The sequence below is a fragment of the Runella sp. genome, assembly GCF_965279615.1.
In the GTDB taxonomy this organism is placed as follows: Bacteria; Bacteroidota; Bacteroidia; order Cytophagales; family Spirosomataceae; genus Runella.
The window spans coordinates 3,005,535-3,019,946 of the sequence record NZ_OZ257252.1 but is presented as its reverse complement, the minus strand read 5'-3'; the positions used below and the strand labels follow the sequence as shown (position 1 = coordinate 3,019,946).

Sequence of the window (14,412 nt, the reverse complement as noted above, 5' to 3'; positions counted from 1 at the left end):
GTAAAGACTGTAAAATTGTGGGTTTCAGTTGCGGTGGCAGAAAATGAAAATCGGTATATCCTTCTCTAATACCGGAATGAACATTTCGGTAAGAAGGTGTATACACGTCAAAAAAGCACTAAAACGGCGATTGTGCAGTAGCATTAAGATTTGACATCCGATATTTGATAGGGGGCAGTTTATAGAGATTTTTAAAGCTTCTTGAAAAGTAAGACAAACTGTTAAAACCGCATTGAAAGGCAATATCTTCAATACTTTTATCTGTTTTTATCAACAATCCGACGGCTTTATTCAGGCGAAATTCTTTCAACAAATCGCTGAAATTCTTTTCATAATAACGACTTAAGTGTCTTTGTAAAGCTGAAACGCTCATGTTCATTTTAAACGCTACCTCACCAATGGAAAGTTCTTGATTGGAAAATAACAGCTGTAATGTCTCCTCGATCAACATTTTAAATTGAATGGTTTCTTTGTTACCCAATGGCTCTGCAGAAGGAACCAACATCATAAGATTGGAACGAAGAGATGTAATGTTATCAATTTTTAAAATTAGCTCTTTGATTTGGAAAGGCTTTGTAATATAGTCGATTGCTCCAACTTCCAGACCCATTAGTTTCTGATTATTGGAAACATGAGAAGTTAAAAAAATCAACGGGATAGATTGGTAACCTTTATTCTTTTGCTTTTCTTTTAAAAACGTAATTCCATCCATTAACGGCATTTGAATATCGCAAATAATTATATCCGGGTTAAAAACAGACAAGGACTTTAAAGCATCACTACCATTTGGTGAATATGCTATTTGATGGCCGACAATTGTTAAATGCTCAATGATATTATTCCTCAGCTCATCATCATCTTCAACTACTAAAATTTTTGCCATATTGACTTTGAGGTTTTCTGTATAATCTAAAATGTCTTAGATACCGGTCTTTCTTTTATTCTTTAGTGGCAAAATGAACTCGCCAAATGTTATTCCGACCGGTAAATTATGGGGCCTGATAAAGCGACATCTCTGCCCTTTATAATCTCGACGAGCCGATAATTTTTCTATCGCATCTTTCTGATATAAAAATAGCTTGTTCGTCGCTGCGGTATACGTTTAAACATTCCTCTCAAAAACTACTTCATTAAGAGCTCCACACCGGTTGATTCAATAAAAGAGTTATCAGTAAAATTTTCTGAGCTTCAACAAGTCCGACACTGCATGATATTCGTGACACAATTTGTTCAGCACTTTAGAGTATATCGAAACCGAGCAGACTTGTTGGATTGTGTTCTGAACAGCTAAATGTACGAATAGAATGATTCACTGACTGCATCTGTCTTCCATTTTTGTGTATTTTTAAGCACCGGCGACCATAAAGATAGATAGCTATAATTTATAGCTACTACTAATTTCCTGATTTTGTACCTGTTAAGAAATCAATTCTGCAGGGTTTTACAGCAATGAATAGAAAAAGTAATGACCAAAACAGTCACTCCATTGCTACTTTCTATTGTTAACCTGCCGTTGTTGAGAGTAATTAATTCCTGAGCAATCCATAAGCCCAATCCAAGCCCCTGCTGTTCATATTTTTCTCTTTCAAATTGAATAAACGGCCCTATTTGGTGAATTTGGTCTTGTTTAAAACCTCTTCCCTGATTCTTAATGGTAAGTGTATAGGTGCTTATCTCTCGTTTTCCAACAATTTCTACACAACTGTTATCGTCAGAAAATTTGAAGGCGTTTTCAATCAATTCTTCCAGAATTTTTTTCAGATTCGTTTCTGAAATGTTGATGACAGCTGTTTCAATAACCAGATTAATGGCTGTTGTACGTGCAAAAGTGGTTTCATAGTGATGCGCCAGGGTCGAGGCCAATTGATTTATCCAAGGTTCTTCGATTGATGTATAACCTGATGTATATTGTTTATACCACTTACTTGAAGGTTCAAGATTCTGTAAAAACAGGTGAAATTTTGTATTATCCAATGTTTTTTTCAAACGAATACATGAAAACGTAACCAATTCAAGCATAGAAAGTATCTCTTCCTTATCAAAGGATGTATAATGTTCTGATAATAAACTCAAAAAGCCCAACATACTGCTTAACGGTGTATTGTATTCATGTATTGAAACTTTGTTGAGATGATGTTGATATTCTTTTATTTGCGCATTTAATTTCTCTTTTTGTATTTTTTCTCGTTTCAGCCTAATTTCAATAGCGGCTATCAGGTTAGGAAAACTAAAGGGCTTTGTTAAATAATCATCGGCACCTATCGACATTCCTTCACGAATATCCGCAGAATTAGCCATAGACGTTAAAAAAATAAATGGAGTGGTTGCCTGAGAATTGGAATTTCGAACGGTTTCGAGGACTTGATAACCATTCATGAGTGGCATCATAATATCACATACAATTACATCAGGTTTGAAGACCGAGGTTTGAGAAATACCTTCTATACCATTAGCCGCTGTTTCAACATGATACCCGGAAAGTGATAACATTTCAGCTATATTTTCTCTAATGGCATCCTCATCCTCTATGATCAAAATTTTAGTAGCCATAAATCTTTTGATTTGTTGTTGCAAAAAAGTTCAGTCCTGATTTGTAGAAGCGCAGGAAGAGAAAAATAACATTTGATAATTATTATACGTTAAAATTGTTATTTTTTTAATATAAAAAAATGGCTATTGTCATTTTTTCTGAATTTTCTGATTAATACAATTACTTATATTTGCCTAATAGTGCAATATGAAGTAACTTATAATGACAATTGATTGTCATATTCCGGAGAAATATCTCAGTTATACTGCCTATTATTAAAAGATTATTTAAGAAAAATCCACAAAATTATCAAGGGATGAACTGTTTTTAATAGAATAAATAACAATAAAATTTTTAAAAATTATATAAATGGAACACCTTGGGACATAAAAAAAATATAATACTTTCTCTAATGGAGAAAGTATTATGGTCACTTTACCCTACTTAAATATTTTTTATAACGTTGAGTATATTGTTTTACTGAAACTCAAATTTCCTATATTATAATTTCACATTGAAGTTAAATAGCTCTCAGCTGTTTTATCTCTATGAGAGATTCCTAAAGCAAGAATCTTTATCGAAGAAAAGTTTGTAATTTTTGTATCCGTTTCGACAAGACATAAAACATTGTAAAATGGTTGAGTATTCAAGATTTTTTTCTGATACATTATCGGGACATCTTTTCTGATCAAACACCATACTGTGTTTCCATCTTTTATTCTACTTATAACCTGAAAGTCGTTATTTTTTTCAATGAGCTCATTTACATTTATCCATATCATCTTATTTTTCATAAGAGTTAATTTAAAATAAAACCTTGATTTAAATTAAATATAAAGACCAGGCCTTATACTAATATAAGTAAGCTATAAGAATTAGTTTGCATTATTTAAGATAATGGCTATTATTAGCCGGTCTTCTATGTCTACCTAAAGTAGCATGTTTGAGTTGCCGAATTATTAATAGTTATCTCTGAAATTCTTATTGGCAAAGTAAAAGCATATAATTTGTATTATCAGGTCTGTTTTTTTAAAAATGACTCGATAAACCACCAAAATTGAGGTTTTGTTCAATTTTGGATATCAAAACCGGAGATTTTGAATTTCCTTTTTGACGACAAAAGCAATGTAAGTGTGCCTGAAAATCGTACATTTACTGTAGGGTTCCCTTATTATTTTATGTCAATCATGGCTTTAATTGACACATAAAAGTTGTGATTGGCCTTAATAAATATTTCAGGTTGAAGCTTTTTTCTTTGCCCTATTTCAATTCTTCAGCCTATGAAAGAAATATATTCTCTATTCATGAAACAGCCTTTACATTTCGAGATACGAACAAACCCGTTTAACCCTAATCGACTTCTAAAAATCCTCCTCGTTTTATTGACAGCAAGCTTATCATCATTGATCAGCCGAGCACTGCCTCCCGAAAGTATCTGCCCCATCGACCGCCCTTCATCACCACCTGGAAAACCGACAATCCGGGATTCTCTGACGCTACTTCCATTACGATCCCCACCGGTGGTTTTGTTACCGGCGACTTATTGGTTGTGGCAGCGGCTTACCAAGTTGGGGGTGAGAGTTTATTACCCATGGGATTCATCTTTTTTTTTACGAAAACTTCCACGCCGGTTCTTTGTTTCTTCTGTTTATTGTTCGCAATTTTACCCGCCAACAGAGCGGAAAAGCCGGCATTTATCGTTTCTTCATTCAACGCAATCAACAAATTAAGCGTCTTAAAATCAGTCGCTTACATTCAAGGTCAATCCCCGGCCTTCCCCCATGCCAAAGGCAAGTAAAACAGAGACAAATGCATATGGAAACAAACAAAGACAGTAAATCAATTGAGAATATTGAGTTGGTTTTTCTAAAACCGGAAGATTACCGGGAGATCAAAGAGATGATGATAGAGACCTATTCCGGTATGCCCAATGCCTATTGGAAAGAACATCACATCAAAACATTGATCACTCTTTTTCATGAGGGACAGGTGGGCATAAGAGTAGACAATGAACTGGCCGGGTGTGCATTATCCATTATTGTGGATTACGAAAAAGCCGACTCTAAACATACCTATAAAGCAATAACGGGAAATTACAGTTTCAACACCCATACCAACAAAGGAGATATTTTATACGGAATTGACGTATTTATACGACCCAAATTTCGCGGTCTGCGATTAGGAAGGCGTTTATACGATTATCGAAAAGAGCTTTGTGAGAAATTAAATCTAAAAGGAATTGTATTTGGGGGCCGTATCCCAAATTATCATCACTATTCCGCTACTATCTCCCCCAAAGAGTATATTGAAAAGGTACGAAACAAGGACATACATGACCCCGTTTTAAATTTTCAATTGTCGAACGACTTTCACCCTGCCCGAATCCTGCAAGGGTATCTTGAAGGCGATAAAGAATCCAATGAATATGCCGTACTGCTTGAGTGGGATAATGTTTACTATGAGAAAAGTTCAGACCGGGCTGCCTTTAAAAAGTCAATTATCCGATTGGGCTTAATACAATGGCAAATGAGACTGTACACTAATTTTGAGGAGCTTATGCAGCAGGTGGAATACTTTGTGGATGCGGTATCGGGCTATAGGTCTGATTTTGCCCTGTTTCCTGAGTTTTTCAATGCCCCTTTGATGTCTGATTATAATCATCTCTCCGAACCGGAAGCCATACGAAAATTAGCACAGTATACGGAGCGCATTGTTAATCGATTTTCTGAGCTTGCCATCTCCTACAATATTAACATTATCACCGGAAGTATGCCGGAGGTCGTTGATAACCGTCTGTACAATGTGGGGTATTTATGCAAAAGAGACGGAGGAATTGAACGGTTTGAAAAGGTGCACGTAACCCCGGATGAAGCAAAGATATGGGGCATGCAGGGCGGTAACACCCTAAAAACGTTTGATACCGATTGCGGGAAAATAGGAATTCTTATTTGCTATGATGTTGAGTTTCCCGAACTAAGCCGCATTTTAGCCGATGATGGAATGAATATTTTATTTGTACCCTTTCTGACCGATACCCAAAATGGTTATTCCAGGGTGAGAAACTGCGCTCAGGCCAGAGCCATTGAAAATGAATGTTATGTGGCCATCGCCGGCAGTGTCGGCAACTTGCCGAAAGTTCACAACATGGATATTCAATACGCCCAATCAATGGTTTTTACCCCCTGCGATTTTTCGTTTCCCACCAACGGAATAAAAGCGGAAGCTACCCCAAATACAGAAATGATTTTAATTGCCGACGTTGATATTGACTTGTTAAGGGAATTAAATCAGTTTGGAAGTGTTCGAAATTTAAAAGACAGAAGAACGGATATTTATTCCATTATTCATAAAAACGAGATCAAAGACAATTAGTATCGGTCCCTGACACGCACCGGGGGAAATGACAGGGAAAATAGGCAGTCAAAGTCTATAACCCGCAGCAGGGTTGATTAAGGCAGATACTGATGTCCTCCAAAAACCGCCGCCTGTTCTATTTCCAAGCGTTAGCAATGACAATGAAAACAGGTTGAAAGCCGGCGAAAGTAACTCAAAACAAAACGCTGATTTCTCAAAACTAAGTAAAAAAGCGATTTAACAGAGCCACCTGAACGGTTTTTTGCGTGTCTGTTGGCTTACTCAATTCTTACCTCGAATACTTGTACCTTACCGATGCCGCTGTAGCGGCATCGGTAACTGAGGAAGAAATAAATGCACCCCTATAGCTGTCTGCCGTGGACTAAAAGCGTGTTTTATAGCTGCTTCTCTTCATCCGGAATTTTATAAACAACCGCATTCATATTGACGCCGGCACCGAGCGAGGCAAAAACGATATGGCTATCCGGCTGTAAGGTCTGATTAATAAATTGCCCTTTACCCATAAGGTCGTACATCGTAGGTAAAGTCGCCACGGAGCTGTTGCCCGGCCCTGAAATTGCTATAGACATAATAGCCGAAGAGTACGCTTTTATTCCGTACAATTCAAACAAATGCCTCAGAATAGCTTCATCCATCAGAGATGGATGAGCAGCTTATTAATCGATAGAATAGGATAAAAACTGCAAAAACCGCCAACACTTTCAATCATTGCCGGTTATTACTTTATTCCGGACCATCTATCCAAAGACGGCAGATACAGTGTATAAAACCCGGGTGCTGTATTCAATCTCCTAGTACTGTTCATACCAATTAAATTTATCATGAACGATTTGTGACTTTCGCTTTTCTAAATGGTTTAAAAATGATAGAGAAACCGGAGAGTGCTTCTTGCCTTTTAGCCATATTAAGCTCCACGTAGTCTTAATCGGCAGACCATTAACAGGGATTATTTGCAGCTCTTTAGTATGCAACTCATTTTTAATTCCAATTAAAGGCATAATAGAATACCCCAAGCCTGCTAATACTGCCTGCTTTACGGCTTCATTAGACGTTAATTCCATCTTTTTTAAGACTGATAAACTATTATGCTCAATAAAACTTTCCATAGTTTGTCTGGTACCGGAGCCATGTTCTCTAAAAATTAAAGGCAAATCTTCGAATATTTTTTTTATAGTATTATCCTTCTTAAATTTTGTTTCAGTACTTCCAACCAAGTACAATTTATTTTGAAGCAAATCAAGTTTCTCAATATTTAATGTAGTTGGCAAAATAGAAACAAGGGCAAAATCAACTTCATTATTTCCCAAACACTCGATAACTTTATTTTTATTCGTTACATCCATTAATAATTCTATTCCCGAATGTTGCTGCATAAAATCAGCCAGAAAATAAGGCATTACATATTTTCCGGTTGACACCACTGAAATCTTCAATCTGCCGGTTAATTGGCCTTTATAAGCTAAGGTCTTATAGTTGATGGCATAAACTTGGTTAATAATATTTTCAGCAGCTACCGCAATCTCTCGCCCAAAATCTGTAATATAAATTTTCCTCCCAACCACTTCCGTTAAGGGTATATCAAACTGGTCTTGAAAATTTTTAAGCTGAATAGAAACAGCCGGTTGGGTTAAGTGCAACTCTTCAGAAGCCTTTGTAACACTCTGTGTTTGAACTACTTTTAAGAATATCTGTAATTGATTTAATGTGTAATTCATAAATTAATTTAATGATTTATATTACAAATATAAATAAAAACTTATGAATACAAATATAGAAATTTGTGGCATGAAAATTAAAACACAACAAAACACTAATACAGTATCGGGGATATTTGTATTACTGCCGGGAGGTCTGATTTCATCAGGTTTATTCCTTTTAAAGCACTTTAACATTCTTTATTTGGACTTTGAAGTAATCTTAGCTCCTTTTATAGTTATCACTTTACTGGCATATGGAGACAAACTCATCATTTATCTTTTAATAAGTCCAATCAGCTTTACTGCGAAATTAATTAACAAAGTACGAAATCTACTAAATAACAATTAGCCCTATAACAATCATAGCAATGAAAGAAAAAATAAACCTTCAATTATTATTGATATCAATATTACTAATAGTTGCAGGAACACTTTCGCCATCCAATGGTGTAGACGCCAAAAGTTATAAAACACCTTTAGAGTTAATTACAACCACACTAATAACAGTTTTAGCCGGAGTGGCAGTATACCTTGTATGGAATTGGACTAAAAGCACAGAAAAACGCCAAAATAAATCATAAACCAATCAATAAAAATAGAATACTCTCTAACTAAGCAGAAACCATATGACAAGAATAACTGTAGCAAAAGGAGATGGAATTGGCCCTGAAATAATGGAAGCCACACTGGAAATAATTTTAGCGGCAGGTGCCAAAATCGAAATTGATGAAATTGAAGTTGGTGAAAAAGTTTACCTGGCAGGTAACCCTTCGGGCATCGCATCAGAATCATGGGAAATCATCAGAAGAAACAAAATCTTCCTGAAAGCTCCTATCACCACCCCGCAGGGTGGCGGGTACAAAAGTTTAAATGTTACCACTCGTAAATTTCTCGGGCTATATTCAAACGTAAGACCCTGCATGAGTTTACATCCATTTGTAAGCACCAAGCACCCTGTGATGGATATTGTTATTGTAAGAGAGAATGAAGAGGATCTATATGCCGGTATTGAACACCAACAAACAGACGAGGTAGTACAATGCTTAAAACTGATCAGTAGACCCGGTTGTGAAAAAATAGTTCGATATGCTTTTGAATATGCTAAACAACAAAACCGCAAAAAAGTAACCTGTTTTACGAAGGACAATATCATGAAACAGACCGATGGTTTGTTTCATCAGGTATTTGATGAGATCGCCAAAGACTATCCCGAAATAGAAAACGAACATTGGATCATTGATATTGGAGCGGCAAAAATGGCAGATACGCCGGAAATGTTTGATGTAATTGTTCTGCCTAATTTATATGGGGATGTGCTGAGTGATGTGGCAGCGCAAATAACCGGTTCGGTAGGTTTAGCAGGTTCTGCTAATATAGGAGAAGAGTGTTCAATGTTTGAAGCCATACATGGTTCGGCCCCAAGAAGAGCGGGACAAAATGTAGCTAATCCATCCGGTTTATTGCAGGGAGCTATTATGATGTTGAACCATATCGGTCAAACAGAGATAGCAGAGAAAGTACAAAATGCCTGGCTTAAAACATTGGAAGACGGGATTCATACGTACGATATTTTTAAGCAGGGAACAAGCAAACAAAAAGTTGGAACCACTGAATTTGCAAAAGCAGTAATCGCAAATCTCGGTAAAAATCCATCTATTCTAAAACCGGTTTCTTATGCGAATAATTCAGCGTTAAATCTTCCAAAATATAAACGTAGATCTGCTGCTGAAAAGGAGTTAGAAGGCATTGATGTATTTGTTCACTGGACCGGCAATAATCCCGGTGAGCTGGCTGATAAAGTAAAAAAAATGGAAAACAAGGGAATAAAACTAACGATGATTACCAATAGAGGAATCAAGGTTTGGCCTGACGGATTTCAGGAAACATTTTGTACAGACCATTGGAGATGCCGATTTAAACCCATTGAAGGTACAGAAATAAATAAAAGAACCATTATTGAACTTTTAAACAATGCCGTCAACGAAAACATTGATTTCATTAAAACAGAACATCTATATTCTTTCGATGGTAAAACAGGATACTCTTTAGGACAAGGTCAATAAACATACGAACATGAATATAAAGCTCATACAAGGGGAGTTTGGCCCTAAGATACGTTAGAGCTTATAACTCAAATAATCAATGTAAAAATAAAGTTGTAAGTATCCCTGTGTAACAGACAGTTCAAAATTAAACATTTTTTTCTAATTTTAAACTGTCTGTTACACAGGGATACTTACACTATCATAGCGGGTATCATTAGGGCGTTTTGTAAGAAAACCAATATATTTCCTGTCAAGATCAATGCTAAAGGCAACGCTTCCATGAGAAGGTTCATCCATTACTGCCATATTCATTAGTATTTGTTTGGTAAGCTTCGTATGCCATGTACCAAACACAGACTTGTCATTATCAGAATAATATTGTTTACCAATTGCATCTTCTTTTGAGTACTCATATTCAAAAATTTCATCCCAAGTTTGTTTAGGTAAAATATTAAATAAAGAAGCACTAGAGCTGCTTACTACACCATCACCACCTAACGTGGAACCTGTGCCAAATCCACAAGAAACCGGAACAAAAGAAGGGAACTGCTTTTGATTCAATCCTACAACATTATCTAACTTACCATTACAATTTACATCAAAATTCAAGTAATTTATCAAAGCAAACCGGAGAATATTATTTTCATCACCACCAAATAAATAAACTCCTCTATCAACTAAGGGATTAGTGTATATTTCAGGGCTTCGCAAATCCCTGACAGCTTCAGACCTTTCCTGAAAACCTTTAAATGCATTAGATAAATTACCGGTAGTTGCCATACTTCCTCCATGAGGTGTTCCAATTGTAACCAACTTGGCAACATGATGATCTTTGCCATCAATGAGCCAATTTTCGGAATTTTGCAGATATTCTCTAATTGCAAGTCCACCCATGCTATGACCGACCAATATTACTTTTTGGGCCTTTGTCGCGTTTAAAACTTTTCTAACAGCAAGCCCGATTGCAAAACCTTGTTTTACTACACCGGCTTGATTGCTGTATTCTTTAACAGAAGATGTGTTAGGAAGTTTTTCATTGTCAAAATTTACAAAAAAAATATCGTTTTCAGGATTGATTATGGAGTTATAATCATAAACATCTCCGTAAAAAAATGGACCAAGTGATCGTTTCAACTCAGAATATGAATTATTCCCATCCGCATTTAGATGAAAATCAATCAGACTGCCATCACCGGCACGCTTGTTGGCCGAATTCAAATTAACGTTTAAACCTTGGTTTTTAAGCCAATCCCCCATCCCATACCAAGTACTGTCATTGCCAACCCACCCGTGAACAAAAATAATAGGATAAGGAATAGTACGTTGAGCTTGAGTAAATAATACTACAGTGAAAAACAAAAGAAACAGTACAAATTTTTTCATTAAAGTTATTGAATTGCCTGATTAACGATATTATAAATGGTATTACGGTTAACGGCATACGTTTTGGCAAGTTGGGTCACCGGTATACCACCCTTATTATAAACTTCAATAATTTCCTTTTTTTGTTTGGGCGTTAATTTCTCCTTTCGACCGCCGACCCGTCCTCTGGCTCTTGCCGCTTTCAAACCGGCATTCGTATTTTCCAGAATGATTGCCCGGTTAAACTCATTGATTGCGGCCACAAAACTTAGATGAAGTTTACCGGCAGGTTTGTCGCTGACAAAAATTCCGTCCTCGATGCTGAGAAACTCCACCCCCATTTCGCGTAACGTTTCCAGTTTTTCAAACAGATCCTTTTGCGAACGGGAGAAACGGGAAAGGTTATAAACCACTACCGCATCTCCTTTTCGGAGTTGGTCAAACAGTTTTTGTCGTTCCGGTCGATCATCCTTAGCCCCTGACTCCTTTTCCATAAAAATCTTTTCGCAGCCCTGAGCTTTAAGTGCATCCAACTGCATGGTAAGATTTTGGTCTTTCGTACTCACTCTGGCATACCCGAATTTCATAAGCATATCATTTTAGTTGAACAATCTGCGGCAAATTGCAGATTTCATTGTAAAGCGATTTCAAACACTAATTTATGCTCAAAAATCTAAAAATTATCGGGGTTTATTGAGCATTGATTTTTGGACGGAAATTTGAGCACTTTTTCTCTAAAAAAAATGAAAAAGTTATCAAACGGCAGCATTGTGCCCAATAAACGACCGTTTATTGAACAATCGAAGAATGGTGAGCCAGTGTAATAGATTTTTGACAAAACCTTAATTATATAACTCTATAGAAGCATATAGATGGGGGCTGATATATTATTTTATGTTGAATAGAATATCCGGAATGAGTAACAGGTGTACCGATTTAAACCCTAGTTTAAATCGGTACAGTTTTACTTTACACTAATAAAATCAAGAAGTTTTGCCTATCGAAGCAAGAATTTTATGAGAGTGCAAAACAAGTAATAAAGTGTTTTATTTGTGTCAATTAAAGTTGTGATTGACACAACTTAATCAAGTTGCAAAACCTGAAGACACAAAAAAAATAAGTACCCAATGTAACCTTTTGCAAACTTTATACATCTTATAAACTTTTACCAATCTATCTAATGAAGAAGAATATAATTTTAGCAATATTTAGCCTATCTCTTATTTCATACAAAGGAATTGCCCAGGATTTTTTAAACCTTGATTTTGAGTATGGTGTTTACAAAGCTCAACCAAGAAAATGGGCAATTGAAGGTGAAGGAGAAATGTATGATGCCCGATTAGACAGCACAACAGCCAAAAGCGGCAATAAAAGTCTTTATATAACTTTAAAAAATGGAGAAGTTTATACTTTTTTATCACTCCCGGGAAAATTGATTGCAGGAAAAAGTATACAAATTGAAGGTTATATTAAGTTTAAGAATGCTGATTCGCTGGTATCAATGTTAGCATTTCGTGACCCAATCGGTGGCAAACCAAATGTATCTCAACCAATAAAAGGTATTAACAACGAATGGACATTTATTTCACATACAGCATCTTTTCCAGATAATTATTCATCGGATAGATTACTGATTGCTTTGATTGGGAGTGGAACAGGAAGTTTTTGGTTTGACAATGTAAAAATAAAAATTAACGGACAAGAATATGGAAACGGAGCCCCTGATTTTAGAGAGCCAACCAACACGGAAATCATGGATTTGAATAAGATGGCAGCACCAATAAAATCATTAGCCTCTGATGCTGACCTTACAGATTTAGTCCCTCTTAACAAAATAATCGGAAATTCCAACATTGTGGCATTGGGCGAAAACTCTCATGGTTCTTCGACAATATATAAACTCAAATTGCGCATGGTAAAATATATGGTTGAGAAACAAGGTTTTTCAATTTTTGCATTAGAATCGCCAATTATAGAAGCTGACAGGATTAACGAGTATGTATTAAATGGCACAGGAACGTTGAATGATGTGATTAAATATTTAGCCTACCCAAGTTGGCAAACAGAGGAAATGATTGACATTATTCAATGGATAAAGTCTTATAACCAAACGACTAAGAAAAAAGTAGAATTTAAAGGATTCGATATGCAAAATGGTATGTCGGCTTTTGAAGCCGTTGAAGATTTTGCCAAAGTAAATGATACGGCTTTGTTGGTTAATCTTGCTGAACTTAAGAAATGGTACGATGATGCGACAAATGGAAAACAGCAATGGAATCAAGTCTATCAAAAGTCTGAAACGATATATCAGTATTTGTTATCTAAAAATAATTCGGCGTATGCTGGCGTTGAAGTCCAGAGTTTGGCAAGAATAAAACATTATATGAATATTTTTGTGCAAAGTCTATCTTCTCAATACAAATCAGAGAAAACAAGAAGCAGAGATGAATACATGGCACAAAACATAAACTGGTTAGTAAAAAACTATGAAGGAAGAAAAATAATTTTATCGGGGGACAACACACATGTTACAAAAGCCAGCGGCAAAATGGGGAGTTTTTTAAGCGATTGGTATGGTGAAAAATATATTGTATTCGGGTTTACTTATAATAATGGTTCATATTCAGCTTACGGTCCAGAAAAATACTACGAAGTGCATCCTTCATATGTGGGAACTTATGAATATTTTTTTTCAAAAAGTAAATTTAAAAATTTCTTGCTTGACATTAGAACTATTAATGACATTCCAATCCTTAATACAACTGCAGGGTTTCGTTCAATAGGCTCTCGACCACAGGAGACAACTCAGTTTACAGAAATAAATTTAAAAAAGCATTTTGACGTGATTGTATATATTGAGAACTCAATACATACTACTCCTCTGACTAAATAAAAAATGAATAATTTATGAGGTATAAGCTAAAAGGGTTTTTCGCAGACAACCCTGTTTGACAAAGAGTCACGAACGCACAACAGGCGGTTTGGCAATATGGCGGGGCGACGAATATATGCTCAACTTTTTGTTCGTTAATCGGCTTCAGTTCCAGCCGACGAATAAAGCCAAGCAGTAGAATAAAAAATGAACTTTTATTTATAAATTTAGCAGCGGTTACAGGCTGACGATTTTCAATGTGTCAATCATAACTAGGGGTGACAAAACAAAAATGCTTATTTTTTTCGAACCCTCCGCGGCGGCGGTCCGACCTTTAGGGTGAGGAGGGATTCGAAAAAAATAATTTTAATGAGTTACAAGAATCAACGGCGTCGGCCGTCCGATTTTCGCGTAAAACTTCATAAGGAGTCCGTCCTTGTAAAGCAGAGTGAGGTCGGTGGCAATTGTAAAAAATCTCCCATTGCTCCAACCTCTGATTAATATCTATATCATCTGTATAGTCAATTAATT

Annotated in this window: 12 protein-coding genes; 4 read left to right on the top strand and 8 right to left on the bottom strand. The window is 36.0% G+C overall.

Translation table 11 applies throughout. The annotated features are described in order from the left end of the window. Nucleotides 1-118 precede the first annotated feature (118 nt). The 3 genes from ACQY73_RS12925 to ACQY73_RS12915 all read right to left on the bottom strand — a co-directional run bounded on the left by ACQY73_RS12925 (nucleotide 119) and on the right by ACQY73_RS12915 (nucleotide 3,324). Nucleotides 119-883, bottom strand: coding sequence for a response regulator transcription factor (locus tag ACQY73_RS12925; protein ID WP_428666504.1), 765 nt, complete (start codon nucleotides 881-883; stop codon nucleotides 119-121). A gap of 542 nt (nucleotides 884-1,425) precedes the next feature. After that, nucleotides 1,426-2,550, bottom strand: a complete 1,125-nt coding sequence (locus tag ACQY73_RS12920) for a hybrid sensor histidine kinase/response regulator (RefSeq protein ID WP_428666501.1) — start codon at nucleotides 2,548-2,550, stop codon at nucleotides 1,426-1,428. Nucleotides 2,551-3,039: 489 nt separating this feature from the next. Continuing rightward, complete coding sequence (locus tag ACQY73_RS12915; protein ID WP_428666499.1) at nucleotides 3,040-3,324, bottom strand: hypothetical protein; 285 nt, start codon at nucleotides 3,322-3,324, stop codon at nucleotides 3,040-3,042. Between the two features lie 1,021 nt (nucleotides 3,325-4,345). Between ACQY73_RS12915 and ACQY73_RS12910 the strand changes: the two genes are divergently transcribed. Beyond that, nucleotides 4,346-5,902 (top strand): GNAT family N-acetyltransferase, encoded by a 1,557-nt coding sequence (locus ACQY73_RS12910; protein WP_428666496.1) that lies wholly within the window; start codon nucleotides 4,346-4,348, stop codon nucleotides 5,900-5,902. A gap of 377 nt (nucleotides 5,903-6,279) precedes the next feature. Here ACQY73_RS12910 and ACQY73_RS12905 read toward each other — a convergent pair whose 3' ends face one another. After that, a complete protein-coding gene (locus ACQY73_RS12905) occupies nucleotides 6,280-6,540 on the bottom strand; it encodes a hypothetical protein (protein WP_428666494.1) in 261 nt (86 codons plus the stop codon). A 156-nt stretch (nucleotides 6,541-6,696) separates the two neighbouring features. Continuing rightward, entirely contained in the window at nucleotides 6,697-7,620 is a 924-nt protein-coding gene (locus ACQY73_RS12900; protein WP_428666491.1) for a LysR family transcriptional regulator, read from the bottom strand. 350 nt (nucleotides 7,621-7,970) lie between these two features. Here ACQY73_RS12900 and ACQY73_RS12895 point away from each other — a divergent pair, with 350 nt between their 5' ends. Both ACQY73_RS12895 and ACQY73_RS12890 read left to right on the top strand, forming a co-directional pair. Next, entirely contained in the window at nucleotides 7,971-8,183 is a 213-nt protein-coding gene (locus tag ACQY73_RS12895) for a hypothetical protein (protein ID WP_428666489.1), read from the top strand. A gap of 45 nt (nucleotides 8,184-8,228) precedes the next feature. Beyond that, nucleotides 8,229-9,665 carry an NADP-dependent isocitrate dehydrogenase gene (locus ACQY73_RS12890; protein WP_428666486.1) on the top strand — a complete coding sequence of 479 codons (1,437 nt, stop codon included), beginning with the start codon at nucleotides 8,229-8,231 and terminating at the stop codon, nucleotides 9,663-9,665. A 159-nt stretch (nucleotides 9,666-9,824) separates the two neighbouring features. On the opposite strand, the gene ACQY73_RS12885 is transcribed toward ACQY73_RS12890, so the two are convergent. Then, on the bottom strand, nucleotides 9,825-11,030 hold the full coding sequence (locus tag ACQY73_RS12885) for an alpha/beta fold hydrolase (protein ID WP_428666483.1): 1,206 nt from the start codon (nucleotides 11,028-11,030) through the stop codon (nucleotides 9,825-9,827). A 5-nt stretch (nucleotides 11,031-11,035) separates the two neighbouring features. Beyond that, nucleotides 11,036-11,596: a recombinase family protein gene (locus tag ACQY73_RS12880; RefSeq protein WP_428666481.1), complete on the bottom strand. Its 561-nt coding sequence runs from the start codon at nucleotides 11,594-11,596 to the stop codon at nucleotides 11,036-11,038. A 593-nt stretch (nucleotides 11,597-12,189) separates the two neighbouring features. On the opposite strand from ACQY73_RS12880, the gene ACQY73_RS12875 reads away from it, so the two are divergent. After that, nucleotides 12,190-13,902 (top strand): erythromycin esterase family protein, encoded by a 1,713-nt coding sequence (locus ACQY73_RS12875; RefSeq protein WP_428666479.1) that lies wholly within the window; start codon nucleotides 12,190-12,192, stop codon nucleotides 13,900-13,902. Nucleotides 13,903-14,215: 313 nt separating this feature from the next. Here the strand turns inward: ACQY73_RS12875 and ACQY73_RS12870 are convergent, their stop codons facing one another. After that, complete coding sequence (locus tag ACQY73_RS12870; RefSeq protein ID WP_428668459.1) at nucleotides 14,216-14,383, bottom strand: hypothetical protein; 168 nt, start codon at nucleotides 14,381-14,383, stop codon at nucleotides 14,216-14,218. Between the last annotated feature and the right edge of the window lie 29 nt (nucleotides 14,384-14,412).

Excerpts from the sequence above, each read along its gene's own strand:
- ACQY73_RS12915 (WP_428666499.1), bottom strand. The coding sequence starts at position 3,324 with ATGAAAAATAAGATGATATGGATAAATGTAAATGAGCTCATTGAAAAA.
- ACQY73_RS12875 (WP_428666479.1), top strand. The coding sequence starts at position 12,190 with ATGAAGAAGAATATAATTTTAGCAATATTTAGCCTATCTCTTATTTCA.
- ACQY73_RS12925 (WP_428666504.1), bottom strand. The coding sequence starts at position 883 with ATGGCAAAAATTTTAGTAGTTGAAGATGATGATGAGCTGAGGAATAAT.
- ACQY73_RS12880 (WP_428666481.1), bottom strand. The coding sequence starts at position 11,596 with ATGAAATTCGGGTATGCCAGAGTGAGTACGAAAGACCAAAATCTTACC.
- ACQY73_RS12905 (WP_428666494.1), bottom strand. The coding sequence starts at position 6,540 with ATGGATGAAGCTATTCTGAGGCATTTGTTTGAATTGTACGGAATAAAA.
- ACQY73_RS12910 (WP_428666496.1), top strand. The coding sequence starts at position 4,346 with ATGGAAACAAACAAAGACAGTAAATCAATTGAGAATATTGAGTTGGTT.
- ACQY73_RS12900 (WP_428666491.1), bottom strand. The coding sequence starts at position 7,620 with ATGAATTACACATTAAATCAATTACAGATATTCTTAAAAGTAGTTCAA.
- ACQY73_RS12890 (WP_428666486.1), top strand. The coding sequence starts at position 8,229 with ATGACAAGAATAACTGTAGCAAAAGGAGATGGAATTGGCCCTGAAATA.
- ACQY73_RS12920 (WP_428666501.1), bottom strand. The coding sequence starts at position 2,550 with ATGGCTACTAAAATTTTGATCATAGAGGATGAGGATGCCATTAGAGAA.
- ACQY73_RS12895 (WP_428666489.1), top strand. The coding sequence starts at position 7,971 with ATGAAAGAAAAAATAAACCTTCAATTATTATTGATATCAATATTACTA.
- ACQY73_RS12885 (WP_428666483.1), bottom strand. The coding sequence starts at position 11,030 with ATGAAAAAATTTGTACTGTTTCTTTTGTTTTTCACTGTAGTATTATTT.